General features: G+C 68.1%; 23 protein-coding genes. 12 read left to right on the forward strand and 11 right to left on the reverse strand.

All coding sequences use genetic code 11. The annotated features are described in order from the left end of the window. The first annotated feature begins 172 nt into the window (after window positions 1-172). The 4 genes from IPG50_24270 to IPG50_24285 all read left to right on the forward strand — a co-directional run bounded on the left by IPG50_24270 (window position 173) and on the right by IPG50_24285 (window position 4,539). On the forward strand, window positions 173-1,618 hold the full coding sequence (locus IPG50_24270) for a serine/threonine protein kinase (GenBank protein MBK6695298.1): 1,446 nt from the start codon (window positions 173-175) through the stop codon (window positions 1,616-1,618). A 59-nt stretch (window positions 1,619-1,677) separates the two neighbouring features. Beyond that, a complete protein-coding gene (locus IPG50_24275) occupies window positions 1,678-2,790 on the forward strand; it encodes a protein kinase (protein ID MBK6695299.1) in 1,113 nt (370 codons plus the stop codon). A 112-nt stretch (window positions 2,791-2,902) separates the two neighbouring features. Beyond that, entirely contained in the window at window positions 2,903-4,177 is a 1,275-nt protein-coding gene (locus IPG50_24280) for a sigma 54-interacting transcriptional regulator (GenBank protein MBK6695300.1), read from the forward strand. 50 nt (window positions 4,178-4,227) lie between these two features. After that, the gene (locus IPG50_24285) at window positions 4,228-4,539 is read left to right on the forward strand and encodes a hypothetical protein (protein ID MBK6695301.1); all 312 of its coding nucleotides are present in this window, start codon (window positions 4,228-4,230) and stop codon (window positions 4,537-4,539) included. Here IPG50_24285 and IPG50_24290 read toward each other — a convergent pair. The 3 genes from IPG50_24290 to IPG50_24300 all read right to left on the reverse strand — a co-directional run bounded on the left by IPG50_24290 (window position 4,536) and on the right by IPG50_24300 (window position 7,303). Next, window positions 4,536-5,117 (reverse strand): hypothetical protein, encoded by a 582-nt coding sequence (locus IPG50_24290; protein MBK6695302.1) that lies wholly within the window; start codon window positions 5,115-5,117, stop codon window positions 4,536-4,538. The two genes, IPG50_24285 and IPG50_24290, sit on opposite strands and share 4 nt — an antisense overlap. Window positions 5,118-5,211: 94 nt before the next feature. Then, window positions 5,212-5,886: a right-handed parallel beta-helix repeat-containing protein gene (locus IPG50_24295; GenBank protein ID MBK6695303.1), complete on the reverse strand. Its 675-nt coding sequence runs from the start codon at window positions 5,884-5,886 to the stop codon at window positions 5,212-5,214. Further along, window positions 5,876-7,303, reverse strand: coding sequence for a hypothetical protein (locus tag IPG50_24300; GenBank protein ID MBK6695304.1), 1,428 nt, complete (start codon window positions 7,301-7,303; stop codon window positions 5,876-5,878). Before IPG50_24300 ends, IPG50_24295 begins: the two co-directional genes overlap by 11 nt. Window positions 7,304-7,405: 102 nt before the next feature. Here IPG50_24300 and IPG50_24305 point away from each other — a divergent pair, with 102 nt between their 5' ends. Genes IPG50_24305 through IPG50_24315 form a run of 3 tightly spaced genes read left to right on the forward strand, consistent with a single transcriptional unit; the run spans window position 7,406 to window position 9,332 of the window. Next, window positions 7,406-7,897 (forward strand): hypothetical protein, encoded by a 492-nt coding sequence (locus IPG50_24305; protein MBK6695305.1) that lies wholly within the window; start codon window positions 7,406-7,408, stop codon window positions 7,895-7,897. Continuing rightward, window positions 7,894-9,033: a serine hydrolase gene (locus IPG50_24310; GenBank protein MBK6695306.1), complete on the forward strand. Its 1,140-nt coding sequence runs from the start codon at window positions 7,894-7,896 to the stop codon at window positions 9,031-9,033. The genes IPG50_24305 and IPG50_24310 overlap by 4 nt, the downstream gene beginning before the upstream one ends. Further along, the gene (locus IPG50_24315; GenBank protein MBK6695307.1) at window positions 9,030-9,332 is read left to right on the forward strand and encodes a hypothetical protein; all 303 of its coding nucleotides are present in this window, start codon (window positions 9,030-9,032) and stop codon (window positions 9,330-9,332) included. Before IPG50_24310 ends, IPG50_24315 begins: the two co-directional genes overlap by 4 nt. Window positions 9,333-9,349: 17 nt before the next feature. Here the strand turns inward: IPG50_24315 and IPG50_24320 are convergent, their stop codons facing one another. Continuing rightward, on the reverse strand, window positions 9,350-10,189 hold the full coding sequence (locus IPG50_24320) for a hypothetical protein (GenBank protein MBK6695308.1): 840 nt from the start codon (window positions 10,187-10,189) through the stop codon (window positions 9,350-9,352). Between the two features lie 142 nt (window positions 10,190-10,331). Here IPG50_24320 and IPG50_24325 point away from each other — a divergent pair, with 142 nt between their 5' ends. After that, window positions 10,332-11,213, forward strand: a complete 882-nt coding sequence (locus tag IPG50_24325) for a protocatechuate 3,4-dioxygenase (protein MBK6695309.1) — start codon at window positions 10,332-10,334, stop codon at window positions 11,211-11,213. A gap of 8 nt (window positions 11,214-11,221) precedes the next feature. On the opposite strand, the gene IPG50_24330 is transcribed toward IPG50_24325, so the two are convergent. After that, window positions 11,222-13,075 (reverse strand): alpha-amylase, encoded by a 1,854-nt coding sequence (locus IPG50_24330; protein ID MBK6695310.1) that lies wholly within the window; start codon window positions 13,073-13,075, stop codon window positions 11,222-11,224. Between the two features lie 5 nt (window positions 13,076-13,080). Beyond that, on the reverse strand, window positions 13,081-14,610 hold the full coding sequence (locus tag IPG50_24335) for a carbohydrate porin (protein MBK6695311.1): 1,530 nt from the start codon (window positions 14,608-14,610) through the stop codon (window positions 13,081-13,083). Window positions 14,611-14,945: 335 nt separating this feature from the next. On the opposite strand from IPG50_24335, the gene IPG50_24340 reads away from it, so the two are divergent. Further along, window positions 14,946-16,385: a hypothetical protein gene (locus tag IPG50_24340; protein ID MBK6695312.1), complete on the forward strand. Its 1,440-nt coding sequence runs from the start codon at window positions 14,946-14,948 to the stop codon at window positions 16,383-16,385. A gap of 169 nt (window positions 16,386-16,554) precedes the next feature. Next, complete coding sequence (locus IPG50_24345; GenBank protein MBK6695313.1) at window positions 16,555-17,991, forward strand: hypothetical protein; 1,437 nt, start codon at window positions 16,555-16,557, stop codon at window positions 17,989-17,991. 174 nt (window positions 17,992-18,165) lie between these two features. Here the strand turns inward: IPG50_24345 and IPG50_24350 are convergent, their stop codons facing one another. The 5 genes from IPG50_24350 to IPG50_24370 form a co-directional block, all read right to left on the reverse strand. Then, entirely contained in the window at window positions 18,166-18,507 is a 342-nt protein-coding gene (locus tag IPG50_24350) for a hypothetical protein (GenBank protein ID MBK6695314.1), read from the reverse strand. Between the two features lie 68 nt (window positions 18,508-18,575). Further along, entirely contained in the window at window positions 18,576-19,580 is a 1,005-nt protein-coding gene (locus tag IPG50_24355; GenBank protein ID MBK6695315.1) for a cytochrome d ubiquinol oxidase subunit II, read from the reverse strand. Beyond that, window positions 19,573-20,910 carry a cytochrome ubiquinol oxidase subunit I gene (locus IPG50_24360; protein ID MBK6695316.1) on the reverse strand — a complete coding sequence of 446 codons (1,338 nt, stop codon included), beginning with the start codon at window positions 20,908-20,910 and terminating at the stop codon, window positions 19,573-19,575. Before IPG50_24360 ends, IPG50_24355 begins: the two co-directional genes overlap by 8 nt. Window positions 20,911-21,015: 105 nt before the next feature. Then, the gene (locus tag IPG50_24365; protein MBK6695317.1) at window positions 21,016-23,352 is read right to left on the reverse strand and encodes a glycosyl hydrolase; all 2,337 of its coding nucleotides are present in this window, start codon (window positions 23,350-23,352) and stop codon (window positions 21,016-21,018) included. Further along, window positions 23,349-25,652, reverse strand: a complete 2,304-nt coding sequence (locus IPG50_24370) for a hypothetical protein (protein MBK6695318.1) — start codon at window positions 25,650-25,652, stop codon at window positions 23,349-23,351. Before IPG50_24370 ends, IPG50_24365 begins: the two co-directional genes overlap by 4 nt. 178 nt (window positions 25,653-25,830) lie before the next feature. Here IPG50_24370 and IPG50_24375 point away from each other — a divergent pair, with 178 nt between their 5' ends. Next, complete coding sequence (locus tag IPG50_24375; GenBank protein MBK6695319.1) at window positions 25,831-26,181, forward strand: hypothetical protein; 351 nt, start codon at window positions 25,831-25,833, stop codon at window positions 26,179-26,181. Between the two features lie 77 nt (window positions 26,182-26,258). Next, the gene (locus IPG50_24380; GenBank protein ID MBK6695320.1) at window positions 26,259-26,708 is read left to right on the forward strand and encodes a hypothetical protein; all 450 of its coding nucleotides are present in this window, start codon (window positions 26,259-26,261) and stop codon (window positions 26,706-26,708) included. The last annotated feature ends 47 nt before the right edge of the window (window positions 26,709-26,755 follow it).

Raw genomic sequence — 26,755 nt, forward strand, 5'->3', positions numbered from 1 at the left:
GCCCCGCACGCCGCCGGCCTCGAGCGCGGCGTCGCTCAGCTCCGCTCGAAAATTGCCGCTCCCGCGCTAGCGCCTGGGGACTCGCGTTCGGGGCCGTTCGAAGCGGAGAGTCGGCTCCATGGGCCCTTCCGGGTATTCTTCGGGGCTGGCGCCCTTGCGCCAGCTTCCGATCATGTCCGCCACGCGCACCGTTGGCCGCTACGAGCTCCACGACGAATTTGCGTCGGGCGGCATGGCTTCGGTGCATTTGGGGCGGCTCCTCGGAGCGGCGGGCTTCGTCAAGGTCGTCGCCATCAAGCGGTTGCACGCGCAGTTCGCCGACGACGTCGACCTCGTGAGTCGCTTGCTCGAAGAGGCGCGGCTCTCGGAGCGCATTCGTCACCCGAACGTCGTCGCGACGCTCGACGTCGTTGCCGAGGAGCGCGAACTGCTCCTCGTTATGGAATACGTCCACGGCGAGACCCTCGCGCGGCTCGCTCGCGCGGCGCGCGAAGCGGGCGCGACGTGCCCGCCGGAGATCGTGGCGCGCATCGGTCACGATGTCCTCTCCGGCCTCGCGGCGGCGCACGGCGCCCGCGGAGCCGATGGTCAGCCGCTCACCATCGTGCACCGCGACATTTCGCCCCAGAACATCCTAGTCGGCGCCGATGGCGTCACGCGCTTGCTCGACTTCGGCATCGCCAAGGCGATGGGCAGCATCGGGCACACCCGTGAGGGGCACCTCAAAGGCAAGGTGCCGTACATGGCGCCCGAGCTCTTGCGATACGAACCTGCAACGCCGGTCACCGATCTTGAGGCTGGGGTCGGCCTGGGGAGCTGGTGCGGCCGGCGGCTCTTCCGCGCCGACACCGAGATGGAAGCCATGGGGCGCGTGATCATGGGAACGATCCCCTGTGATCCCGGCTCGCTCGCGGAAGGCGTTAGCCCCGTCGACGACGTCATCTTGAAGGCGCTCAACCGCGACGAGGTGGCGCGGTTTCAAGACGCGGCGAGCATGGCGGAGGAGCTTGAACGAGCGGTGCGACTCGCAACGCCGGCCGAGGTGGCCGCGTGGGTCGAGACCCTCGCGGGCCCCGCCCTTCGCGAAAAGCAGGAGCGCGTTCGGGCCGTCGAGCAGGCGCGCAGCCTGGTGCCCGCGAGCGACGCGACGCCCGTCGCTCACACGCGAGACCGAGAGCCCGAGTCGGCGACGCCTCGCCGCGGCGCCCTCGTCGCGATCTTCGCGCTCGCGACCCTCGTCGCCGGCGGCGCGTGGTTCTCGATGCGGCAGCGCCCGGTACCGTCCGTCGCCGAGCCCGTCGCCCCGTCCTTGAGCTCCGCCGTGCCGAGCGCGGCTCCTTCGAGCGCCACGCCCCAAACAGCCGGGGAGGGCGGGGAGCTCGATGCGTCGGCCGCGAGCGAGTCCGATGCGTCGGCGGTTGCGGCCTTTGGCGTGGACGCGGGCAAGAGCGTCGTCGTGCGCGGCGGCGGGCGCCGGGGCGCGGCGCGCGGCGACGCCGGTCCCGCCACATCCACGAGCGCGACGCCCGTGCCGGCCACGACACCAGACTGTGATCCGCCGTACTCCGTCGATGCCATGGGTCGCAAGCGCTTCAAGCTGGAGTGCGTGGGCAAATAGGCGCGCGCGACTCCTAGATCCCGTCCTCGGCTCCCAGAATTCGCTCTACACTCGCTCCCGTGAAGCCGGAGCTCCTCGACGGGCGCTACGCTCTCTTGCGGCAGCTCGCCGCTGGAGGAAACGCGCGTATCTTCGTCGCCGAAGACACCAAGCTCGCGCGCCCCGTGGCCGTGAAGCTCCTGACGCCGCCGGCGGCGACGCAGCCTCACGCGAGCGAGCGGCTCGAGCGAGAAGGACGCATCGCCGGCGCCATCGCCCACCCGAACGTGTGCGCCCTCACCGACCTCGGCACGCTCCGCAACGGTGAGCCGTATTTGGTCTTCGAGCTTCTCCAGGGCGAGACCTTGGCGACGCGCCTCGACCGGGTCGGCGCGATGCCGGCCGACCAAGTCGTGCGCGTCGCTGAGCAACTCCTCTTGGGGCTTCAGGCCGTCCACGAGAGCGGCGTCGTTCATCGCGACGTCAAGCCTGAGAACGTCTTCCTCGTGGATCTCGCGCCCGGCCTTCCCTTGGTCAAGATCATCGACTTCGGGACCGCCCTCGTGCCCGGTGACCGTGAGCTTGATGGCGTCTCGCTCACGAGCACGGGGCTCGTCGTCGGGACCGTCGAGTACATGTCGCCGGAGCAGGTGAGGGGCGTGCGCGACTTTGACGCCCGTAGCGACGTCTACTCGGTGGGCGTCATCCTCTACGAAATGCTCGCCGGCAAGCGGCCCTTCGCGGACCGAGCCATGGGTGATCTCCTCCGGTCGATTGGGTTCGAGAAGGCGCCCCCGGTGGCCGAGGTCGCGCCGCGCACTCCGCGCACGTTGGCCCGCGCCGTCGACATCGCGCTCTCGGTGGAGCGCGAGAGGCGGCACCCCGATGCGTCGGCGTTCTTGATGGCGCTGCGTTCGCCTCATGCGCCGCCCATGACGGCGGCGACCCGCGTCCTCGCCGCGGTGACCGAAGGCGCCACGTCGCGCGTGGCGCCCGACGCGGAGGAGTGGGACATGGCGACCAAGGAGACGGGGCCGCCATCGGTGCTCGCCCCAGGTACCCTCGCCCCGGTCCGCTCGCCGCCCCGTGAGGCGCCGCAGGTCGATCCCGAGTCGACGACGGTCTATCGGCCGCTTGGCGCGCCTGAGGGCCAAGACCCGCAGAAAAAGGAAAAGGACGGGAAAGAGCGCTGATTCGAGGCGTGTGATACGTTCCTCCCTCGTGTCCACTCGGGATCTGCCCACTCAAATTGTCGACGAGGTCTCTTCGAGCGGCCGCCGTCTGGTTGCCAGCGTCCAAGGCCAGCTGCGGGTCCACGAGCTGCCCGCCAAAGGGACGCTCGTCATTGGCCGCGGAACGGAGTCCGACATCGTCTTCGACGACCCGTCGATCTCAAGGCGGCATGCGTCCATCGAGGTTGGTGACGCCATCAAGGTGCAAGACCTGGGGAGCGCGAACGGCACCATGGTGGGCGGCAAGCGCCTCGTGCCCAACAGCCCCGCCTCGTTGACGCCGGGCGTCGTCCTTCAACTCGGCTCGATCCTCGTGACCCTCGAGGGCGACGTCTACGAGCTCGAGGCGCCGCAAGCCGACGAGACGGTCATCAAAGACCCCGTCATGATCGAGGTCCACCGGCTCGTCCGCGTGGCCGCCGGCTCCAACTTGAGCGTCCTTCTCCTCGGCGAGACGGGCGTCGGCAAGGAGCTCTTCGCGCGACGCATTCACGACCTCTCACCCCGCGCCAACGGGCAGCTCGTTCGCGTCAACTGCGCGGCGCTCGTGGAGTCGTTGCTCGAGGCCGAGCTCTTCGGCTACGAGCGCGGCGCCTTCACCGGCGCGGCGGCGGCCAAGCCTGGCCTCTTGGAGGCGGCCTCCGGCGGCACGCTCTTTCTCGACGAAGTCGGCGAGCTGCCCCTATCCACGCAGGCGAAGCTGCTTCGCGTCCTCGAGAGCGGAGAGGTCACGCGCGTCGGAGCGCTGCGGCCGCGCCCCGTCGACGTTCGCTTCGTCGCGGCGACGCACCGCGATCTGCCGTCCTTGGTCTCGAGCGGCAAGTTCCGCGAAGACTTGTTTCATCGCCTTGACGGCGTCGCGGTCCGCATCCCTCCCTTGCGCGAGCGCAAGAGCGAGGTCGTCGCGCTCGCGGAGAGCTTCATCGCTTCGTCGGCGAAGGCCGCCGGCACCGTCGCCCCCTCGCTCTCCGACGACGCCGCCGAACGCTTGAAGGCGCACCCGTGGCGCGGCAACGTGCGCGAGCTGCGAAACGTTATCCAGCGCTCCGTGCTCTTCTGCAACGGCGCGGTCCTTGACGCCAAAGGCCTCCAGTTCGAGACGCTCGGGGCCGTCATGTCGGCGCCGCACGCGTCGGCAGCGACGATGCCGCCGGCGCCTTCGTCCCATGACGAGGGCGGCGCCGACCTCTCGCCGGACCGGCAGGAGCGTCGCGTGCGTGTGCTGGACGCCCTCGAAAAGACCGTGTGGAACCAGACCCGCGCCGCCGAGATCTTGGGAATCTCGCGCCGGACGCTGCAGTCGTGGCTCATCGAGCTCAACATCCCGCGCCCGCGCGCCGGACGGTGACCGCCGTCGACGCCTCGCGGCGGCTGGCGCCGTCGTGGTAGTTTTCTCCGATGTCGACGCGTCGCCTGACTACGAAGAAACTCCTCCTCGCCTCCGTTGGAGTGGCTTCGATGAGCTACGTCGCCGCTTGCGAACGCCAAGGTGATCCGCGCGTCACGAGCGGAAACCTGATGAGCCGCCCTCTTGAGATCAAGTCCGAGGACGCGGGCGCTGGCCCCGCCGAGACGCGTGACGCGTCGGCGGAAGTCGACGTGCCGCCGACGCCGAGACCGGACCGCGTCACCTCGGGCAACCTCATGGCGCCCACGCAGGTCGAGCTCGTCGCGCCGAAGAAGGCGAGTCGAGACGCCGGTACGCGCTAGAGCGCGTCAAACGTCCCGTACAGGTGGATCGAGCACGGCGCGCAAAGTCCATGGGACGTCTGCGACGGCATACGCGCGATGTATTCGGGTACCGTGTCCCATTCGCCGGTGTTGCGCCGAACGCGCCGACACTGACAACACTGGACCACGAGCCCCGTCGCTCGATTCCGGTAGCGCATGTCGGAGGGGCCCTGCGGCTCGTGGTGAGGCCGTGCGACGAGCAGTGAATGGACCATCAGAAGACCCGCCTGCTCGCCAATGGCGTAGATGTGCATTCGCAGCTCTCGGTGCTCCTCCGGAGAATGGCAGTGGTAGTCGATGGCGAGCGGTGCCTTGGCGCGGAGCGATCGCACAAACAGACCCTCGTAGAACGGCACCAGCGGCCCCGGGATCGCGTCCATCAGCCGAGCGCCGAGCCCCCATGCCGGTCCCAGGCCGCGCGCCCGTCCGGCCCGTTCGTAGGCCCGGTTCACGTAGGCGAGGCGGGTGTCGGGCCAGATGCCGTGGATGAGAGACGGATCATCATCCAAGGCAGAGCCGCCGTTTAGCATGCGCCGAAACAGGGCTTCGTCGTCCATGCCGGAAGCGTAGCGTCGCGTTCTGCTCGAGGCATCGTCGATGCGGAGTCTGGAGGCCCGCGCGAAAATTGATCGCGAATTTCGGTCGACGCCGTTACTCGGGGATGGGTTCCGGCAACGGCAGGAGGCCGGCGCCCAGCTTGGTTCCGTTCCGAATGAACGTCGTGTCCGGCGAGACGCGAATCTCTTGGGCCACCACCGCCTCGTCGGCCGTCTCGCGGAGCGTGGCGCCGCCTTGCACGTGCATCGCGATGGCGTTGTCGGAGAACACGCACCGAGAGAGGCGTGCGGTGCCGCCGTTGGCGAGGACGCCGACTTGTCCGCTCTTCGAGACGTGAACCTCGTCGAAGACGACTTCCGCTGCGGTGTCGATCAGCAGGCCCTGACCCGAGGAGCCGCCTTGCGTCCGCGAGATTGAGCTCTTCGTAAGGCGAAGCGTCGCTCGCCGCTGTCCGCGAGCGTAGATGGCTGTCAGCGACGACTCGTCGACGGCCGACTCTGCGAGATCGAGCGAGCTCGCGCTCCCGACGATGATGCCCGCGCCCAGCTCCAAGGGCGCGCCCGGCGCGGTCTTGCGCAAGAGTACGCGGCGGCCCGACACGTTCGCGTTTCGCCCCAATTGCAGCGCAGCGAGCGTCGCGCCGTCGACCGTGAGCTGGTCCAGCGACGCCGAGCCGTCGACCAACACGACGCCGGAGGCCACGGAGGCGCCCAAGAAGTCGCTTCGGATAGGCCGAAGGTCGCGGGCTGCGACGCGCTCAACGCTCATGCGCGCGTTGCCACTGACCGCCATGGCAGCGGCCCAGGCTCCACTCACGAACGAGCGGCGAACTTCTCCCGCCGCGCCCCCCGTGAAGGAGGATGCCCATCCCGCTCCCTGCGTCCTCGAGAAAGGAGGCGCGGAAGATCGCTGGCGCCGTGGCCGCTGGCCCGCGTGTCGACGTGTCTTCGACGACGAGCGTCGACCCGGCACCCTTGGCCTCGGCGCTCACGCTTTCCGCGTTGGCGATCGTCGACGACCGCACGACGACGTGCCCGCCCGCGAAGGCGAGGACTCCGTGACCGTACGCTAAGGTGTCACGGCGCTTCACGTTGCGAACGATGCAGCCCTCTAGCTCGACGGTGCCGCTGGATGTCGCCGTCGCGGCGGCGTCGCCTTCGAGGTCGCCCAGCAGGCTCCGCTCGATCACGATCTTTGCGTTGTCGGCGGCGTACGCCCCGGCTCCACGACTCGCCTTGGTCGTCGCGACCTGCCCGCCGACGTGTGAACGACGCATCGTGACGAGCGTCCCTTCGCTTGCCGCGTACACACCGACGGCGCCGCCCACGAGGTCGGCTTCGTCGAGTGTGACCGAGCTCCCCACGCCCGCAGCGACGCCAAAGCCCTGCTCGCCCCCTGAGAGCGCGTGGGGGGCAATAACCTTCACGCGTCGCGCCGTGAGCCTCGAGCGCTCTACAAAGAAGCCTGCGCCCACAGGGCCGTCGACGATGACGTCGTTGACCGTCGCGCTCGCCGAGCCGACCAACGTGATGGGGTTTTGGTGACCACGCACGGTAAAGCCGGAGAGGCTCACGTCCGAAGTCCCCCGTACGCGGAACGCCGCGTCCGAGGTGGTCGTCTCCGACTTGTCGAAGACCACCTTCGCGGCGCACCGACCGATGATCGTCAGCGGCTTGTCGATGGTCACGTGGGCTCCGTAGGTGCCCTCGGCGACGGCGATCACGGAGCCCGCCGGGGCCGCGGCAACGGCCTCGTTGAAGCCGCGCTTGTGGGTGGCGTCGACAGCGGCCAGCGGCAACGACGCGTCGACGAACATGGTGGCCGCCGCCGGCGGGAAGGGCGCGTCGCAATCGCCGATCGGTCGGCAGGCGCCGGACGTGATGTCGCTCCGCGACGTGACGTCGCAAGGCGGAGAGGGCGGCGCGGCGCACCCGACGCCGGATGCGTCACGCTCGAAGCCGTCGGCGCAGGACTTGGCGCCCACCTCCGCGCATCGCTCGTCGCCGATGAACGAGGCCGTGCCAGCGGGGCACTCGCCTGGCACTGCGGGCGAGCAAAGGGTGCCATCGACGCGAAAGCCGTCGGGGCAGGTGGGGGGCGGCGTGGGGCCCGGCTCCGCGCCGGCGTCCTGATGGCTGGAGCACCCGATCACCAGAACCGCAAAAATGAAAGCCGACCACCACACGCGGCGTAGCCTGACGCGCGGCGACGGCCTTCGCAAGCGCCGGCGCTGAGCCTCCCGTGTTGGCGACCCCGTCGCCGCGAAGATAGGTAGTCTATTTTATCCATGTTCGCCCGGACCACGGCCGCGCTTCTCCTGCCTCTCGTTGTCCTGCATGGGGTCGTCGCGCACGGCACGGCGTTGGCGGCGGAGCCCGCCGCGCCGGCGCTCGCGCCTGCGCGTAACGTAGCCCTCGACTTCTTCTTCGCCGCCGGGACCACGGCCGCGCTCTCTCCCCTCGTGCTCACCGGGAGCCGCGCCCTCGGGCAAGCCACGCCGACCCTGCTCACGTCGGCGCTCCCGGCTCTTCTCGTGGCGGTAGCTGCCCCTCCCGCTGTCGCGACGGCGGCCGTCGCGCATCGGCGAAGAAAGGACGACGTGCCGACGCGCCTTTGGCCCGTCTACCTCGCCGCCCTCGGAACGCAGCTCTTGCTCTACTCAGGTTTCGTGGCCGCCGGCGGATGGGTGAAACGCGAGAAGGACCTCCTCGGTCTCTCGCTGGCGCAGGGCATCCTCGTCGGCACAGCCGCCACGGTCGCCGCGGAGGTTTCGTTTTGACCGCGCGGACCCCCGCGCTTGTCGCGCTCCTGTTCGGCATGGCCCTTTCGCCTTTGGCTCGCGCCGCGTGCACGACACGGCCCTCGCCGACGCTCGAGTTTGCGCGCCGCACTGACGAGGTCCGCGCCCTGCTTCCCGAGCGCGTTCGAGCGCTCGAAGCCGCGCTCTTCGCTCCCGAGCGCGGGCGCGACGCGCCCCGCACCGACGCGCTCATCGTCGTGCACCAGGGGGCCATCTTCTACGAACGGTACGGGCGCGGGTACTCGCGGACGATGCCGCACCTCGGCTGGAGCGTGACCAAGAGCGTCACCAACTTGCTCACAGGCATCGCCGTGAAAGAAGGGCGCGCGGCCCTGAGTGACTCGGTGTGCCGGCACCTGCCATGGGCGCCAGCGTCGCGCTGCGGCATCACCGTCCAGCACCTGCTCGAGTTCGCGTCCGGCATCGATTGGCTCGAAGAGTATGAGAGCGCGTCGCTTCAAGACTCGAGCGTCATCGCCATGCTCTTCGGCGAAGGGCACAAGGACATGGCCCGGTTCGTCCTGGAGCAGGAGACGCGCGATCCTCCGGGCACGAGCTACGAATATTCGACCGGTGAGTCGGTGCTCTTGGGCGCCGTCATCGACGCGGCCATGACGCCCGCACACGGGGCCGACTATCCGTGGAAGCTCTTGTTTGACCCGCTTGGTGTGACGACGGCGACGCTCGAGGTCGACGCCGCCGGCCGCCACGTCGGAGGCGCGTATTTCTACGCGTCGCCGGAGGACTGGGCGCGCCTTGGCGTCTTCCTGCTCGACGACGGTTGCTGGGAGGGCAAGCGGCTCTTGCCCGACGGGTGGGTCTCGGCGTCGACGACCGTGAGCGAGCCCTTCCTGCGGAAGCGCGTGGGCGACCTGCCGGAGGACGAACAAGGGCGCCAGTTCTGGTTGAACCGTGTTGTGCCGGGCATTCGCGATCGGCGGCCCTGGCCCGACATGCCGGAGGACACCTTCTCCGCCATCGGGCACTGGGGGCAGTTCATCACCGTCGTGCCTTCGAAAGATCTCGTCATCGTCCGCGCCGGCGACGATCGCGACCAGAGCTTCGACACCAACCGCTTCATGGCGCTCGCCATGGCGCTCACGGGTGAGCCGTGAGGTTCGTTGGCGTGGGAGGGGCGGCCCTCGTCGCCGTTGCGGCCTTCTTGAGCGGTTGTCCCCGCTACAAGGACAACGATCTGAAGCTGCTCGTGGGGTACACGGCCAAGAAGATGTGCTCGTGCACCTTCGTCATCGGCCAAACAGAAGAGTTCTGCCTCGAGTGGTCACGCGTCGATCCCGATGTGAAGACCGTGTCGATCGACCGACGAAGCGGCGTCGTGGAGACGCAGACCATGGGCCTCGTGGGCGCCCGCGCGCGGTTCTTGGACAAGCGTCGCGGGTGCGTTCTGGAGTGAGCCTCTCGTTGGCCAAGCTAGTGGGGTGTTAGGACGACGTTGTCGTAGTGAATCGTTCGGTCTTGCGTCGCCGCGTCTTCGCACGACATGCCCAGGGTGAAGCGCGCCTGTGCGAAGGTCACGGCGCACGGACTGACGTTCAAGGTCTTGCTCGCGCTCCCAATGGAAACCGTCACCGAGCCCTTGAGGTCCACGTCGAAGGTTAGGTGAGACCACTGCTGCGGGGCGAAGGGAACCGCGGTCGCCTGGGCCGGCGCTCCCGTGGCGCCCACGTAGACCTCTACGAGCAGGTTCCGAATGTTGACGAAGATTCCGCACGCGCCGGCGCCGGCTTCGCCCTCGACGGTGAAGAGGCTGACGTCGTCGGCACCCATCATCGGGTAGAAGTCCAGGGCTCCTGCGAAGGCCGTCTTGCCACTCGCCAGCAGGCTGACGTTGGCTGAGAGACACCCGCTCGCGCCACGGGGAAGGTGGGACGTGAAGCCGTTCGGTGCAGAGACGAAGTGCTGCGGAGCGAGCTCGCCGACGCCGCCGCGCCTCTCGGTGAGACCGCCGTTCCACCTAGCTGGAAATTCTGGCGCGTCGAAGTCCTCGCAGAAGGGTTCCGTCTGGCCGGCGCAGAAGTTCTCAGCGGGCGCGCCGTCTCCCGCTGCCTTGATGCCCGCACTATCCGACTCGACGACTCCCCCGTCGGCGCGCGTCCCGCCGTCGGCGGGGTGGCTATCGACGCCAGCAAGATCGGAGGAATCCACCAGGAGTGAGCACGCCGCGAGCGCGCAGGCGCCGAGCGCGCTTGCGGTCACCAAACACGCCCTCACCCAACTTGGCGGTGTAGGCAGGAAGTGAACCCAGCGCACGTGAGGAGGATAGCGCCGCTTCGCTGCACAAGGGCGGCGGTTGTGCCAGAGTCGGGCGCAGACCGGGGGGCGCGGGTGATCGCTTTTCGGCACCGTCGTCCACTATGCGACAAGGGTGGGGCACTTCTTCTTCGGAGCGATCATGACAAAGCCTGACTTCCGCCTCTTTCCCGTTGGGTCACACACGCTGACGCGCCGCGAAGCTACCAGCGGGGTCCTCGCGGCCATTGGAGGCGCGTTTTTTTGCGCTTGTTCCTCGAGCTCGACGTCGTCGAGCAATCCAAGCGGCAGCACCGACGCAGGAGCCAACGCGTCACCCTCGGGGGATGCGGCGAGCGTCGCGACGGAGAACACGGCGGACAGCGGCGCGTCGCTCTGGGCCAAGGGCGGCACCAAGTCGATGAGCGGCAGCTACCCCGAGCCCTTCCCCACGGCGAGCGCGGCGTGCGTGGTCGTCGCCACCATGACGGAGGGGCCGTGCACCGAAGCCGTCGATCAGGTGCGCAAGGATGTAAGCGAAGGCGCCCCCGGGATCCCCGTGCGCCTCGCGCTCAAGGTCGTCGACGCGTCGTGCCAGGCCATCACTGGCGCCAAGGTGAAGATCTGGCACACGCAGATCACCGGCAGCTACTCCGGCGACACGCCGAACAACGGCATGTGCCTCAAGACGGCGCAAGATGGCCAGCAGCACTCGTTCCGCGGTGTTCAAACAAGCGACGCGAACGGCCGTGTCGACTTCGATACGTGTTTTCCTGGCTGGTATCCGGGCCGGGCCATTCACATCCACTTCACCGTCTCCCTGGCCGGCAAGTCGCACACTTCGCAGCTCGTCTTTGACCAAGCGCTCGTCGACGAGATCTTCTCGACGCATGAGGAATACAAGGGGTACGGCCTACCCGACACGACCAACGCGAAGGACAACGTCGTCGGCAACGTCGACCTGCCCACCTTCACGCTCACCGTGGCGCGGATGGCCGACGGCGCGATGCTCGCGGCGAAGGAGCTCGTGGTCAGCGTCGCCTGAATCGCACCCTAACGAACGCGGTCCGAGTCGGGGACCAAGATCATCGCGCTCTGCGGCGGCACCGTGACGTCGAGCGTTTGGTCGCCTTTCACGACGACCTCGGTGGCTTCGGGCCCGAGGACGTCGACGAGCTTGGTGCCGGCTCGGATGGCCGTCCGCAGCACTTTCGCGGGCGGTCCGCCGCTTCCGGGCGCGCTCGGGTGGCGGGCGTTGGTGTTTAGGATCACCACCACCACGGCGCCGTCTTCGGTCTTGCGTTCGAAGGCGAAGAGCCCCGCGTCCCGCTCTTCACCGACCGCAGACGTGGCGTAGCGGAGCTCCAGATCCCCTCGCCGAAGTGGCGCGTACGCGCGCCGCAACCGTGCGAGCTTCGCCATGTGTCGGAAGGTGTCGCCGCTCGTGGGAAAGCCCGTGTCCCAGAGCACCTCACGGTTCGCCGGATCGTTGCCGCCCTTGAAGTCTTGCTCCGTGCCGTAATAGACGCAGGGCATGCCCTCTTCCGTGTAGAGGAGCGTAAGCGCGTTTCGAAGCGCCGCCGTGTCGCCAGCGGCGTCGAAGAGGAAGCGCGGCCGATCGTGGTTGTCCAAGAAGTTCACGAGGGCCTTCGTCGGCGGCACGCCGATGCCGTTCTCCTGTGGCTCGGTGCCGTAGTTCTTCGGTCGCTCGGCCCAGAGATCGGCGATCTGCTGGGTGCCCTTTTGCGCCTTGGCGTCATGCGCCAGCTGAAACACGTCGCGGTAGACGGAGAAATGCTGGGAGAAATAGAACGCCGAGTCGAGCTCGCCGGGCTTGGTGTAGCTGCCGATGAGCGAGTCTTTGCCATCGAAGATCTCCCCGAACATCAGGAAGTTCTTCTTGCCCTGCCGGGCGAGGCGCTCGCGAACGTTGCGCGTGAAGACCTGCCAGAACTCGTGCTCCACGTGCTTGACGGTGTCGATGCGGAAGCCATCGAAGTCGACCTCCTCGACCCAATGCGCGAAGACGTCGACGAGCGTCTCACGCACCTTGGGGAGCTCCGTGGCCAGGTCTTTCAGGCCCCCCGGGAAGTCACCGAGCATCACCTGCTGATCGTTGTCGTAGTTCGTGATGCGGCCCATGCCGTGGTACGCCGACGCCTCGCCGAGGATGCCCGGCTTGGGCGGCGTCCGGTGGATCGCCGGCACGTCGAAGAAGATGAGCGGCGCGCGCCCCGCGAGGCCCAACGACGTGGACGCTTGAATGCCTCGCGGATCGAAGTCCGGATCGAACTCGGTAACTCGCTCGACGGGCGAGGTCCCGCCGGTGCCGCCGGTTTGGATGTCGGCCTTCCCGTTCATGTTCATGTCGTAGAAGAAGACCTGCCCCATGTGGTTGGTGACCACGTCGAGGATGCGCTTCATGCCGTTCTCGTGGAGGCGCTTCGAGAGCGAGCGCAAGGTCACGATGTCGCCGAAGTGCGGGTTCACCTCGGTCAAGTCTTGCGCCCAATAGCCGTGGTAAGCGTCGACGTCGGCGTCGGTCTCGACGTTCTTGACGATCGGCGAGATCCACACCGTCGTGATGCCGAGTTCCTTTAAGTACGGGATGCGGTTCTCGAGGCCGCGCCAGTCGCCGCCTTGGTAGCGAGCCAAGGCGCCAACGCCCGGCCGCCGCTGCACGCCAAAGTCGTTGTTCGGATCGCCGTTGTCGAAGCGGTCGACGAGGACTTGGTAGAGGACCTCGTCGCGCCAGTCTTGAACGTGCGTTGCCATGGCCTTGCTGGTGGCTTCCGGCGGGAGCTCGACGCAGCCTGGCGCCGCTAGCGCGAGCGAGAGCGCTGCGAGGGCGGCGGCGGAGCGGAGTGGCGCAAAGGGGCTCTTGCGAAGGGATAGACGATGGGCCATGGCGCTCACGGATAAGACGAGGAGTTGAACCACCACTCGACGGTCAGGCCCGCGTAGTGCTCGAGGCGTCGCTCTCGAAATCGATCGCCTTCGGGATAAAGCGCACGGGCTCCGCCGTCGCGGGCTGTCGCGAGGTAAACAAGGCCGATGATGGGGCGCTTGAACGTGCCGCGACCGGCCGGCGAGAAGTAGGGCAAGACGCCGCCGCGGACGAGCGTCGCCGTGAGCGGTCCGTCGCCCTCCGGCGAGAGCACGGCGTAGCGACGCGCTTGGATGCTTCCCTCGAGGGAGAGGCCGAAGTGCTCCGCGAAGAACCAAGACGGGCGCACGATGGCGACGGCCTCGTCGTATTTCGAGAATGTCGTAGGCGAAGGGCCAGCGTCGCGGAACCAACGGAAGAGCGCTGCGCCGTTGACGCCGAAGGCGCCGCCCTCGACGTTTCCGGAGAGCACCACGCGCGTCTCCGACGCGCCCTGCGTCGTGCGCTCGAGGGAAAACGTGTCGGGTGTCGCCAAGGGGTCGTAGGCGGCGAGGCCCTGCGCGTGTCGCAAGACGAGCGAGGCGTGCGTGTCGCGCTGGCCCGTGAAGAACGTGAGCTGGCTCCCGAGCATCCAGCCGGTGTCGCTCGGCAACGATACGTCCTGGTTCGTGTTCGTGTCGCGGCGCGCACCGGCGGAGACTTGGTGCGCCTCGCCGTAGCCGATGGCCTTGAAGCCAGCCTTCTCCATTCCGCGGAAATAGGTGCGATCCGCGCCGTTGCGGAAGAACTGCGTGACCTTTAGCGTCTCGATGGTTCGGGGACGATCGAGGTAGGTGATCGATTGCGCGCCGACGCCGAAGGGGGCCGTCGCCGGGATCTCCTGCGACTGATAGAGCGTGTCCAAGCGCGACATGCCCGCGTGCAGCGCCACCTGCGTGTCGGTCGCCTCGAAGGTCTTGCCGATGCCGCCGCCGACGGTGTTCTGGTTGTCGAGCGGCCACAGGTTGAGGAGGTACACGTCGTCGCCGCGGACCATGCGGACGCCGCCCCAGATCGTGACGCCGTGGAGCTGCCCTTGCGCGTAGAGCTGCCGGACGGCGATGGTCGTGTCGAGCTTGCCGCTGAAATGAAAGAACGGTGGCAGGAGCGCGAGCGTGGAGACGACGCGTGTGGCGACGCCGCCGGGCAAGGTGTCCTCGCGGCGTAGCTCCAGCTCGGCGTAGCTCTCCTCGTCGAGGCGCGAGCCAAAGGCGACGACGTCAGCGCCGCGTCCCGTGCCGCCGCGCAGATCGCTGGCGACGTTGACGCGACCGTAGGAGCCAAACTCGAAGCGTCCACGGGACGCGTCGCGCTCCGCAGGAGCTTCTGTTTCGGCCTTCTTGGGTGCGGCCACGGGCTCAGCGATCGCTGTGGCCGGCGTGGGTGCGGGCGTGGTGGCCTCGTGAGCGACGGGAGCAGGCTCGCCATCGGCTCGCGCCGCGCGGCTCGCTCCAAGGGTTGCCAGGACGACAAGCCAGGAAGAGGCCGGGGGCAGCTTTTTTCGTGCGGCGCGCATCGGGCGAGGGCCTTCTACCAGGGGTTTCCGCTAGCGGCTACGTGATGCGAAGCGCCCGCTTCGGGGAGGCGCACGGGCGACGACGCGAGGGCAATCCACCATCGTCTTCGGCGCCGCGCAGGCGTCTCGCCGAGCGCAATTTTCCAGTGTGGCGCTGCACTGCATGTCGCTCGGAGCGTGGCACGGGCCACGCAGGTTCGTGGATACCGGGATGAAGCAGACAAGCGCCTACACATGCCTTGCGGCGCGAATCCCGGCCACTCGCACTTTCTTCGTCAAGGTCTGCGTCTCCTCGAACAGACAACTGGATCCCTCATCCACGAAAGTGCCGGTGCATGAAAGCAGTCGCGTTCCACTACCGCCAAGACACGGAAGCCACGACCCGAAAATCCTCGGAGGCGGAGGAACTCGACCTCGCTGCGCTCGAGCTCGTGCAGGGTGGCCTCGCCGTGCCCACCGGCGGTTCCGTTCGGGAGGAGCAGTCGCAGTACTCCTGGTTTGGAATGACGTACACGCAGACCCATCGAACGGCGCACGACGCGGAAGGCAACGTCGTCGGCACCGAGTTGTACCGGCCCGGTAGCGTGTGGAGTGACACGACCGAGCGAACGTCTACCGGAACGCGAACGACCTATGACACGGGCGGCACAGGTCTCGCGGCGCAGCTCACAACCCAACACGACAACGACGGTCGCTTCGTTGGCGCCGGCGTCGACGCACGCGCCAACGTGAGCGTCGGCGACTTCAACGTCACCGGGAACCTCCGAGGCAACGTCGACGTCGGGCGGGATGAGCAGGGCAACCTCAGCCGCGTCGGCGCGGGGGTGCACGCCGACGCCGCTATCGCCCACGAGCCTACGGGCCTCGGCGTTCGCGTCGGCGCCAACGCGAACGTGACCGGTCAAGTGACGCGCGACGAAGGCGGCAACATCACGGGGCTCGACGCGCGGGGCACCGTCGCGGTGCCGCTCGATTTGGAGCACAACGGCGAGCGCCTCATCGGGATTAACCTCAAGGGGGCCGAGCTGGGCGCGAGGGTTCAGACCAACCCCGACGGCAGCTACGAAGCGAACGTCGACGCGAGGGTCACGAGCTTGGGCCGGTCTGTTGGCGGCGAGGGGCACATTCGCGGCGACGATACGTCGACCGACTTCGGCGCGAGCGCCAGCTACCATCGTCAACTGGCGGGCCCGTACGGCGCGCAATTTACGAGTCGAGCGGGCTTCGACGCGAGCCTCGGCGACAATCCGGAGCTTCGCCTCGGCGCTGACGCTCGCGCCACGATTTTCAATCGCGAGATCGCGGCGGGGTCCGTCGGCGTGACCGTCGACGGGGATGGCCTTCGCACCGACGGCAACTTCCGGCACGTGGATGTGCCCAACATTGGCGACATCGACCTCTCGAAGATCCCGGTGCCGTCGCTGCCGGAGATCACCGTGCCGCCCGTTGGGCTGCCGGAGCAATTGCCGGACATTCGTTGGAACCCCACGGGCCTTCCGGGAAATCCCGCGAACGCGACCAACGACGCGTTCCAGCCGGAGCCGTCCGGTGTCGTCGGCGTTCCCACGGAGCCGGTACCCACGCCGAGCGAGCCGAGTCCGTGGGAAGAGAGCGTTCCGACGCAAGCGCCAGCACCGGAAGCCAGCACTGCGCCCACGCCGGCGGAAGTGCAGGAGCAAGCGCCAGAGCCGGTGCCCGAGGCGCCGCAAGCGCAGCCCGAAGAAGCTCAGATGGCCGACGTCTACGAGCCCCAACCTTCGGAGGCCGTGGCGTAGCGAAGCGCTTCAGCCCAGCTTCTCGAGGAGCCGTCTCCGTCGATAGAGGCCGCGTCGGCCTCGCGAAAAGGCCTCGCAGTGCGGCTTACGCCCGGAAGTATTGCCGCCTCGGCGTGACGGAGACGCATCGTGCGTCGGACGAGTTCTAGGCTCCTTCCCGGAGGAGCCGATGAAGACAATCTCGTGGCGAGCGCAAGCGTCCTTCTGGTTGTGGACCCTTGTCGTCGTGATCGGCTGCGGCGGCGAAGGACGCGTGAAGGACCGCGATGCGGGGGCTGCCGACTTTGCGTCGCCAACGGGGTCACCGACCAACGAGGCACCCGCGCCGGGCTTCGGCGAGGGCGGCACCGTGGCTTCGTGCTCGGGCAATCAATCGACCACCATCCGCGGGCGTGTCTTCGACCCCGCGGGGCGCGTGCCGCTCTATGGCATCGCCGTGTATGCGCCGAGCGGCGCGCTGCCGCAGTTCACCGACGGCGCGTCGTGCGACCGATGCGAGACGCCCGTTCACGCTTATGCGAGCGCCCTCACGGACGAGGCGGGAGAGTTCGTCCTTTCCGGCTTGCCTGAGGTCTCGCAGGTGACGCTCGCCCTTCAAGCGGGTAAGTGGCTGCGCACCGTCAAGGTGTCGACGAAGCCCTGCCAAGACAACACGATTCCGGACCGCACTGGCGGCGATGCAACGCTGCGTCTTCCGCGAAATCAGAAGGAGGGCCACGTTCCGAAGATCGCGCTCGTTCAGGGCGGATGCGACGGCATGATGTGCGGCTTTCAGCGCTACGGCATCGACGCCGCGGAGTTCGAGGCGGCGCCGGCGCCGCAAGGCGGGCGCGTGCATCTGTACAACTACGAGGAGTGGTCGGCGGCGAGTCGAGCGGACAGCTACTTCCGCCTGCTGGGCGATCTCTCCTTGATGAAGAGCTACGACCTCATCTTTCTCGCGTGCTGGTGCCGCAACGCGCGCCGCGACACGACGCCGACGCTGCAACCGGTGCTCGATGCTGCAGGGGATCGCATCGTCCAGTATCTCGATGCCGGCGGGCGACTCTTCGCGACGCACTTCCATCACGCATGGTTCTCCGGGGGACCATCGACGCTGAAGAAGCTTGCCGATTGGAGCCGCGTCGACAACGCCGATGAAACGCTTAGCGCCTCGCGGATTGAAACGAGCTTCCCGAAGGGCAAGGCGCTCGCCAAGTGGCTGAGCCTTCAGGGCCGCCTGCTGCCATCGACCACCGACCGCGTGACCTTTGGCACCTTCAGCGATGTCGGCAATGTGAATGCCGATGCGACCCGTTGGGTGTACACGGAGCCCGCGAACGATCAGCTGAACAAGCTCTCGGTCCTGTTGTTCACAGCGAACGCGCCCGTTGGGGCGAAGGCGGCGGAGCAGTGTGGTCGCGCCGTGTTCACCGACAGCCACGTGGCGTCGCACCTCGGGCAAGTCGCGTCGCCTACGGGCGGCATCGCGTTCGATTGCGCCCAGAACGCGACGGGCACCGAACCTTCAAACGACGAACGGGCCCTCGAGTTCATGTTCTTCGACTTCGCATCGTGCATCGTGCCCGACTCGGTCGCGCCAAAGCCGCCGCCGGTCATCAAGTGAGAAGGCCAGCGACCTCGCTCACCTTGGTCCGCCGAAAGTCGAAAGAGACGAGCCGGGGCGCCGGCAGGAGCAAAGAATCATGCCCAAGCGCTGTTGCATGACTGGACGCTCGAGGCGCCCTCGCGGCGGCCGCGCAAGCGGGCGAGCGGCGTCACGCTTGTGGCTGGACGTCTCCTAGCAATCGCACGGGATCTTCGGCGCCGTCCCACCGCTGCAGGCCGCGGCCTTGTAGTCCTTGAGGCACGTCTCGAGTTCGTCGTCGGTGCATACCGAGCTCTTGCTCACGTCGGAGCCGTATTTCTTCGACGCCTCCGCCTTCGTCTTGCTGGTGCACTCGTCGACGCCGCCGGGGAATGCGGCCGTGAAGCTCGTCGGCGCGCACTCCTTGAGCTTCTCGCAGATGACCGGCGTCGATTGATCGAGCACCTCCTGCACCGATGGCCTCCCGGCGCACGCCGCGGTGACGGAGGACAGAACGACTACGAGGGAGGCCGTGCGTGTGAGGTGCGAGCGCATGGTCGACATCCCTATCAGCAGCTCGCGCAGGCCGCCACGGCGCGGTGCGCGCTGCCGGTTGCCGCCCCTCAGTGCGCGCGCCGTGCGAAGAGGCGGTAGAGAAACACCAGCGAAGGCGCCAAGAGAAGCGTTCCACCGGCCAAGATCGGGACCACCGCCGCGAGCGTCTCAGGGCGCGTGCCCGCGTCGTGAATCGATACGGCGCCGAGCACCAGGTCACCGCGCATGGCCGCGCCCCAGCCGAGCACCACGAGGCCGACTTGGAGGGCGACGAACACGCGGGCCCACGTGACGCGGTCCAGGATGAGCGTGAGCGTCGCTCCGAGCGCGAAGGCCGCGGTGCCGAGTTGTAGCGGCCAGAACACGGCGCTCTCACCAAGCCTCGCCCGCAAGAGCGGGGCCTCGCTTTCCGCAAGGAGAAACACGGTGAGCGCCAGCACGCCAGCGGCGAGCTCCGCCGCCAGTGCGTACCTCCGGAAGTCGCGACGCAGCGCGTCGTCGTCGCACTCGCACGCGAGGTAAACGGCCGCGAGGAGCGCGAAGAGCGCGAGCGCGAAGAGGCCCGTCAAGACGGCGAAGGTCGTGAAGACGTCACCCAGCGGCATCGCTTGCGCCCTCACGGCGGCGGTGGCCTGGGGCACGCGCCCGGCGCTCATGCCTGCGAGCGTGATGCCCAAGAACACCGGCGTGAAGACGCTGGCCCACGCGAAGAGCTGACCCCACGACGCGCGCGTTCGGTCGGCCAGGGGGCCGAGCCCGTAAGAGCGAAACACGAACGAGGTCCCGCGAAACACGATGCCGAAGAGGGCGAGCACGAGGGGCACGTGAAACGCCACGCCGAGAGTCGCGAACGCGCGCGGGAAGGCGCTGAAGAGCATCACGATGACGAAGATGAGCCAAACGTGGTTCGCCTCCCACAACGGGCCGATGGCGTGCTCTACGAGCGCGCGTTGCGCGGCGCGCCTGGGGCCCCGCGCCACGAGGTGCCAGAAGCCCGCTCCGAAGTCGGCCCCGCCGCTTAGCGTGTAGGCGACGAGGCCGATGCCCATGATGGCGTAGACGAGCTCAACCATGGGTCGCGCCTGGCGCCGCCTTGGCGTTAGGGTCCGCGTCGACCGGCGCGGCAAAGACGTGGGCGCGCAAGAGCGTGATGACGACGCCCGCGAGAAGGATGTAGAGCGCAGTGAAGGCGGCGAGGTGGAGCGTGAGGCCCGTCACCGGCGTCACCGCGTCTCTTGTCCGCAGGAACGAGTGAATGACCCAAGGCTGCCGGCCTACCTCGGTGACGGTCCAACCCGCCTCGACGGCGATGACGCCGAGCGGCGTCGCGAAGAACGCGAGCCTTAGGAAGCGGCGGCTCTTCCAGAAGCCGCCCCGGCGTAGCCAGAGCCACGCGCCAAGGGCGACGACGCCGAGCATCGCCGTACCCGCGAAGACCATCACTTGAAATGCCGTGTGCGTCGGCGCGACGGGGGGCCACTCGTCTCGGGGGAAGGCGTGGAGGCCTCGGACCTCGGCCTTCGGATCGGCGAACGCGAGGATGCTGAGGCCGTAGGGGATCTCGATGGCGTAGGCGAGCTCACCCTTGGCCTCGTCGGGGAAACCGCCGATGGCGAGGGGCGCGGGACTCTTGGTCTCAAAGAGTCCCTCCATCGCCGCGAGCTTGATGGGCTGATGCTGGGCGACGTGTTTCGCGGAGAGATCGCCGGTCAAGAGCTGTAGCGGCATCGTTGCGGCAAGCACGGCAAACGCGATCTTTGCCGCCGCCAAGTGAAACCTCGACTCGCCGCGGAGGAGTCCCCAAGAGTGGATGCCGAGCACCGCGATGGCCACGCTCGCATACGCCGCGAGCACCATATGGAGGGCCTGCGACGGGAACGCGGGGCTAAAGAACGCGCGAACCAAGTCAATGTGGGCGATGCGGCCGTCTTCGAAGGTGACGCCGCTCGGGGTGTTCATCCACGCGTTGACGGCGACGACAAAGACGCCGCTGAGGACGCCGGAAACGGCGACCAAGACGCCAGAGAGCAGATGGAGGCGCGGGCTGAGCTTGTCCCACCCGTAGAGGTAGACGCCGAGGAAGATGGCCTCGAGGAAGAACGCGAAGCCCTCGAGGCTGAAGGGCATCCCAACGACGGGCCCGGCGTGCTCCATGAACGTTGGCCACAGGAGGCCGAGCTCGAAGCTCAAGACGGTGCCGCTCACGGCTCCGACCGCGAAGAGGATCGCCGTGCCGCGAGCCCACCGCTTCGCGAGCTCGAGGTAGAGGGGGTCCTTCGTTCGAAGGTGCAGCCACTCGGCGATGGCCATCAAGAGCGGCATCGCCATGCCGACGATGGCGAAGACGATGTGAAAGCCCAACGAGAGGGCCATCTGAAGCCGCGCCGCGAGTAGATCGCTCATGACAGAGGGGCCTTGCCGACCGATGACGAAGATGGGGCCAAAGGACGGCGGTGCACAGCCGATTCGACGCTATCGGTAGCGAGAACGAGTCGAGGCGCCGGCGCTTCAGGGAGCCCGCGTGGCGTAGATGGCGGCGCCGCGAGCCGGGGTCGCCACCGTAAGCGCGCCGGCGGATACCGTCACGTCGGCGCCGCCGAGCCAATCGTGGAAGACCGTGCCATCGGGCAGCGACAACGACACAGGTATCGTCACGGTCTTCGTCCTGCCGCTCTTCGAGAGGACCACGAAGGCAACCTCGGCGCCCACCTCGCGCGAAAAGACGAGCCAGTCGTCCTCCGCGACGAGCTTGCGGTACGTCCCGCGGCGCAAGGGCAAGAGCGCCGTCTTCGCGCGGCCGAGCTTCTTGGTGAAGGCGAGCGTCGCCTTCTCGTCGACCGAGAGCGTAGCCTCATCGCGGAAGAACACGCGGTTGTTGGGGTCGGCGCCGCCCCACTGGCCGTATTCGTCGCCGTAGTAGAGGAGCGGCACACCGGGGATCGTGTAGAGCCACGCGAGCGCGAGTCTATGACGCGCATAAGGGTCGACGGTCGTTGGTGCCGCGACGACGCTGTCCCACTTCGCTTCGGGGATGCCTCGAGACGCGGGCGCCGCATAGGTCGCGTAGGTGACGAAGCGAGGCGTGTCGTGGCTGCCGATAAACGGCGTCATGAGCGCGCCGGGCGGATACGACGACAGGCTCGCGCGGAGCCAATAGTCGGCGTGGCCGAGGCCTCGGTCGTCCCACGCGAACGTTCGATAGGCGGCGGCGTGGTAGAGGACGAAGTCGAACTGACCGTCGAGCCCCGTGGGGCCGACGTACCGGGCGATGGTGCCGTAGTCGTTGTCGTTGCCGGGGCACCCGGGCGGCGAGCAGTCGCTCCAGCCCATGGCCGTCTCGCCGGTGAGGAAGAGCTTGGTGCCGCTCGCCTCGAACTCGTCGTGGAGGCCTTTCGTCAGGTTGACGATGGCTGTATCTTCCACATGCTTGACCGCGTCGATGCGGAGGCCGTCGAGGTCGAAGGCGTCGACCCAGTAAATGGCGTCGGACACGAATTGGTCAGAGATTTTCGGTTTGTTCCAGTCGACGTCAGGCAAATAGGGGGCGAAGAGGCAATCGAGGCGGTGCCCGGTCCAGTCGCAGCCGCCGCTGCCGCAAGTGCAACCGGTGCGGAACCAGTCGGGGTGCGCCTTGAAGAGCTCGTGATCTTGGTGCACGTGGTTGACCACGAAGTCCATCACCACGCGGATGCCGCGCGCATGGGCCGCACGAACGAGCTCGCGGAGCGCGGCGGCGCCGCCGAGCCGCGCGTCGACCTCGCGCGCCATGGTGGGCCAATAGCCGTGATAGGCGGTGACGTCGTGGACGCCGTCGTCGGCCTTGTGGGCTCCGGCGGCGTTCTCATGGAACGGCGAGAACCAGAGCGTGCGGACGCCGAGCTCGTCCAGGGCACCCGACGCGACGACAGCCTTCGCGCCTTGGAGGTCGCCGCCCTGAAAGCGCGCCCGTGCGTCGACGGACGCCGGCACCGGCACGTCGTTGGCGGTCGTGCCGTTCTTCAGCCGATCGTTCATCGCCATGTAGAGGGTGCCGTCCCGCGGGTCGAAGGCCTCCGCTTCGATCCAGAAGACCAAGCGCAAGCGGTCGGCGGCGGCGCCGCTCGCGTCCTTGGCCTCGACGAAAGCCGTGTATTTGCCGTCCTTCAGCGCCGCCGCTCCGAGCGACACGGTGCCTTTGCCGTCGCTCTTCGCCGTGAGACCAGAAGCTGGCGCGCCGTCGTGCTCGAGCGAGACCTTGAGCGAGCCTTCGTCAAGTAGAGGGCCGCCGAGGCCGGGACGAAACGCGATCTGCGCGGCGTAGGTGCCGGCGCCGAGGGACGGGCGCTCAGCCTTGCTGGCGAGCACCGCCAGGGAAGGGAGCTTGCAGTCGCGAACGACGACGGCCGAGTTGTCGACGCCACCGACGTACTTTCGTCGACGCGCGGCCGGGTCGAGCGCCAGGGTGCCGTCGGTGATGAGCTTGTAGGCGTGGAGACCTGGCGACAGCGCGACCTTGGCTTCGTAGGCGCCCGTCCCGTCGGGGCCGGCCAGCGCAACGCCGGGGTTCGCGAAACCGTTCCAATCGCCAGTCACGTCGACGTGGAAGTAGGTCTTGCCGGGAGGCGGCGTGAAGCGGAAGGTCGTCGTGCAGGGCCCATCGCCTGGCGTCACATCCGGCGTGGCTGCGTCAGTGGTCGCCGTCGTGTCGGCCTGCGCGTCTCGCGGACCCGAGAGCGCCGGCGGCTCGTAAGCGCCACCTCCCGTATCGCCGCAAGCGGCGAGGACGCACGCGAGCGCAAGCAGCGCGACACCAAGATTCCTTCCGAACGAGCGCATCCCAAGAGGACGCTTGGTCGTGTGCTTCATGAAGTCTTCCTGCGGCGGCGCAACTTGAGCGCGGCGAAGAGCGACAGCGCGAGCGCCCCGGCTGCCATCGAACGATGCGGCGCTCCGCCAACGCTGCCGCCCCGACCGTTGACGGCGCACCCGTCGCTATCGGGCTCGCTCGTGCTTGGCTCGGGGTTCGTCAGAGAAGCATCGGGGTCGCCGCCTACGCTGCCTGGCGGGCCGCCGTCTTGCGATGGCGAGCCCGCATCGACGGCGCTGGGCACGGGCCCGTCGGCGAACTCGCCGCACGCGGGCTCGACGGGCGCGCCTCGATCGAGGAGCGCCAGAGCGTAGGCGCCCGCACCGAAACCGACCATCGGCACCTCGCCGCGGTAGTCGGCCGTCGCGCGATCGTGCAGCTCGGCGAAGAGCCCGAAGTTCTCGCTCGCTTGCGCCACGTTCCACGACAACAGCGAAGGCGCTGCCGGGTCGGCCATCTGCGCGAGCGCTTGCGCCATTCGAAGGTCCACGAAGATCCACTCCTGCGAGTCGTACCAGCCGCCCTTCTGATTGCGGAAGAAGCCCCGCCCGCTCGGCGGCACGAGGGCCGCGCCGATGGCCTGGGCCGTGGCGGTTGCCGTGCGACTCTTGGGGTGCACGAGTCCGAGCGTCACGGCCTCGATGGCCGCCGCGTCGACGAAGGCCGAGCCCCGAGCCAACGCCTCGACGCTCTGCGCGAGGGCGCCGCTCGGTGCCCGCAGGTAGTTCATGAGGGCGCTTTGCGCCTTGCGTCCCGCAGCGCGATAGGTCGCTGCCGCCTGCGCGTCACCGGCGCGGTCGCAGAGCTTGGCCAACGCACAAAGACCCTTGGCCGCCGTGATGGTCGTGTAGGCGAAGTGCTCTTCCTTGCCGTTCCAGTGCACTTCCCAGATCGACGAGTCTTTCGCGATGAGGCCCGTCACCGGATCTTGGAGCGCCACGAGCACGTCGCCGACCTCGGTTCGCGCGCGCGGCAACGTCTCGGTGAGGAGCGCCGCGTCGTTGGTGGCGCGGATCGTCTCTTCGAGCTCCCACAAGAAGAGCCCGAAGCCGTCGAACTCGATGTTCGGGCCGTCGGCGTTCTCGTCGGTCTCTTCGAGGCCGTTGCCGAAGTACCGCACCACCGAGATGGCGTAGGGCTTGCCAACGTACGATTCGTATTGGCTCGCCGTGGCGCCCAGCTGAAAGCGCACGGCGCGCTTGGCTTCGTCGCCGTGGCCGAGCCTCGCCAGGGCGACGGTGGCGTAGGCCATGTCGCGCACCCACGCGATGTTCCACTGACCTGGCGCGATGCTCGCGACGAGTTGACCGTTGGGCTTGCCAGGCTCGTTCACTTGACCCATGCGCAGGACCGCCTGCGACGAGGCGAGGACGCTCTTCTCGAGCGTCGACGCGCCGGCCGGCGCTGCCGTTTGCCACGAGGTCCACGCCGAGACCTCGTCGGCGAACAGAGCGCTCGGCGTCCTTCCGGCCATGAAGGTGCGGACGCGGTCGACGGCTGGCTGAACGTCGCTGTCGAGGGCGGTGACGGTGAACCACCCGGCCCAAGCGGACGCGCCCACGGACAGATCGCCGAGGGCGCTCTGGAAGCCGCACGCTACGTCGCTCGTCGGCCCCGCCGTGCCTGCGTTGTTCGCGAGGTCTTGCCCCGCAAGGAGCGCCGAGTACGGGTTTTGGGGCGTCGCCGCGTGCTTCGAGGACGCCGACACGCTGCCGTGGGCGAACGTCAGTCCCGCGGGGCCGTACTCGTAGAACGCGTCGCGCGACGCGTTGTAGACAGCTTCTTCGCCAGCGGGGCCCGGCGTGGGAACTCCGCTCCCGAGGCGGAAGTTGTAAAGTGCATACGCATCGACGGGGCCGCTGCCGGCCGTTCGCGTCGCCTTGAGCAACATGAACGCGACTCGCTCGGCGAGACCCTGCGGCGCGTAGTGGTACTCGTCGAGCTCGAGTCCGCCGTGAGCGCGTCGAACGTGCACGATGCCGGTGCCCGGCACGTACTCGACGAGCGTCGGCGCCACGGAGCCGTCGAGCCATTTGCCCGCGCCCCCGACTCGGACTCCGGGAAACGCGTCGTACGCGAAGTTGCGACTCTCCGTGCCGGCCTTCGGGTAGCGGTAGGGGTGCTCGTAGAAGTGCGTGAGCTTGCCGAGCTTCGCGTCGTAGGCGGCGGAGGTGATGCCGTTGGTGAACGGCACGAGTTGCTGCGAACGAAACGGCTGAACCTCGGCGCCGGCGGGCGTCGCGAGAGTGGACGCCAAGGCGATCGTCGCCGCGAGCGCGTAGCCGTGAAGGGCCTTCATCGAGGGGAGGCTATAGCGCCGCTTTCGGTCTGATGCCGCCCCTTTGTCAGAGCCCGCCGAACCGCTCACCTTCGGCCACCGAGACGGTGTCGACCTTTCGGAGGGTCGGAGGAGAAGAGGGGTGTGAACCGACATTCGCCTCCGGACGCGGCCCGCCATCCGCTCTAGAATCCCCGCGATGGCTGTCCTCCCGCAGCGGTTCGTAGGCGTTCTGCTGGCCGGGGTGGTTGGCGTTGCCGCTTGCGGTGGCCGAGCGCCCTCGGGCGTGGAGGGCGCTCCCAAGACGCCCCCCGACGAGTCGTTTGAAACGGACGGGGCCCTCGCGTGGCGTGTGCTCATTTGGCGCTGCACGAGTCGCAACGAGCGCGTCGTCATGTTCCAACGCTGCGCCGAGGGTTGCACCGGCTGCGGCGAGTGGCGGCTCGAGCGAACCCTATGTCCGGGCAGCACGACGCCCTTCGAGGAGCAGCTCGCCAAGGAGCCTCCGAGGGAGCGCCATGCGATTCCCGCGGGTTGGGGCTGGCGGTGACGAGTTCCTTGCGCCAAGGGCCGCTCCTCCACCATCCTGTGACGGTAGCGATGGCACGAGCGAGAGCACGGTCCCACTTGGTCACCCTCGCGAGCTCGCTCGTCGTGGCCGTGTTGGCCCTTGGTTGCTCCAAGCCCGAGGCCGACAAGCGGCTTATGTACGGCAGCTCGAAGGACATCGAGTCCTTTCTGAGGGACAACCGCGCTGACGTGAAGCTCGCCGATTGCGACAACGTTCGTTTGAGCGGCAACGTGACGCGCGCGTTCTCGTGCACGACGCACATCGACGGCGAGCCGCTCCGCTCGCTCATCAGCCGCCTCGAGATCTCGAAGGATCAACCGGACAGCGGCTCCGGCAAAGAAGGCCGCTGCGAGTGGCGACCCGGCTTCGCAGCCCACGTGCCCGGCGTTGAGATCTGGCGCGCCAACTGGAGTTGCGACGAAAAGAAGCGCCCCTTCTCATTCCTCGAGGTGCGGGTCGCGTCAGGCGGCGCGGCCTGCGTCGAGGTCGTCCCCAGCGGGTGTTAGCGTGCATCTCGTGAACGGGGGGCGCTCCGCGGACGAACGCGCCGCGG

This window comes from Myxococcales bacterium (genome assembly GCA_016703425.1).
Taxonomy (GTDB): domain Bacteria; phylum Myxococcota_A; class Polyangia; order Polyangiales; family Polyangiaceae; genus JADJCA01.

What these genes read in the sequence shown, in the direction of transcription:
- IPG50_24305 (MBK6695305.1), top strand. Translation starts at nt 7,406, where the DNA reads ATGTTCGCCCGGACCACGGCCGCGCTTCTCCTGCCTCTCGTTGTCCTG.
- IPG50_24330 (MBK6695310.1), bottom strand. Translation starts at nt 13,075, where the DNA reads ATGGCCCATCGTCTATCCCTTCGCAAGAGCCCCTTTGCGCCACTCCGC.
- IPG50_24290 (MBK6695302.1), bottom strand. Translation starts at nt 5,117, where the DNA reads ATGGACGACGAAGCCCTGTTTCGGCGCATGCTAAACGGCGGCTCTGCC.
- IPG50_24325 (MBK6695309.1), top strand. Translation starts at nt 10,332, where the DNA reads ATGACAAAGCCTGACTTCCGCCTCTTTCCCGTTGGGTCACACACGCTG.
- IPG50_24375 (MBK6695319.1), top strand. Translation starts at nt 25,831, where the DNA reads ATGGCTGTCCTCCCGCAGCGGTTCGTAGGCGTTCTGCTGGCCGGGGTG.
- IPG50_24340 (MBK6695312.1), top strand. Translation starts at nt 14,946, where the DNA reads ATGAAAGCAGTCGCGTTCCACTACCGCCAAGACACGGAAGCCACGACC.
- IPG50_24365 (MBK6695317.1), bottom strand. Translation starts at nt 23,352, where the DNA reads ATGAAGCACACGACCAAGCGTCCTCTTGGGATGCGCTCGTTCGGAAGG.
- IPG50_24350 (MBK6695314.1), bottom strand. Translation starts at nt 18,507, where the DNA reads ATGCGCTCGCACCTCACACGCACGGCCTCCCTCGTAGTCGTTCTGTCC.
- IPG50_24270 (MBK6695298.1), top strand. Translation starts at nt 173, where the DNA reads ATGTCCGCCACGCGCACCGTTGGCCGCTACGAGCTCCACGACGAATTT.
- IPG50_24355 (MBK6695315.1), bottom strand. Translation starts at nt 19,580, where the DNA reads ATGGTTGAGCTCGTCTACGCCATCATGGGCATCGGCCTCGTCGCCTAC.
- IPG50_24370 (MBK6695318.1), bottom strand. Translation starts at nt 25,652, where the DNA reads ATGAAGGCCCTTCACGGCTACGCGCTCGCGGCGACGATCGCCTTGGCG.
- IPG50_24345 (MBK6695313.1), top strand. Translation starts at nt 16,555, where the DNA reads ATGAAGACAATCTCGTGGCGAGCGCAAGCGTCCTTCTGGTTGTGGACC.
- IPG50_24295 (MBK6695303.1), bottom strand. Translation starts at nt 5,886, where the DNA reads ATGAGCGTTGAGCGCGTCGCAGCCCGCGACCTTCGGCCTATCCGAAGC.
- IPG50_24360 (MBK6695316.1), bottom strand. Translation starts at nt 20,910, where the DNA reads ATGAGCGATCTACTCGCGGCGCGGCTTCAGATGGCCCTCTCGTTGGGC.
- IPG50_24285 (MBK6695301.1), top strand. Translation starts at nt 4,228, where the DNA reads ATGTCGACGCGTCGCCTGACTACGAAGAAACTCCTCCTCGCCTCCGTT.
- IPG50_24335 (MBK6695311.1), bottom strand. Translation starts at nt 14,610, where the DNA reads ATGCGCGCCGCACGAAAAAAGCTGCCCCCGGCCTCTTCCTGGCTTGTC.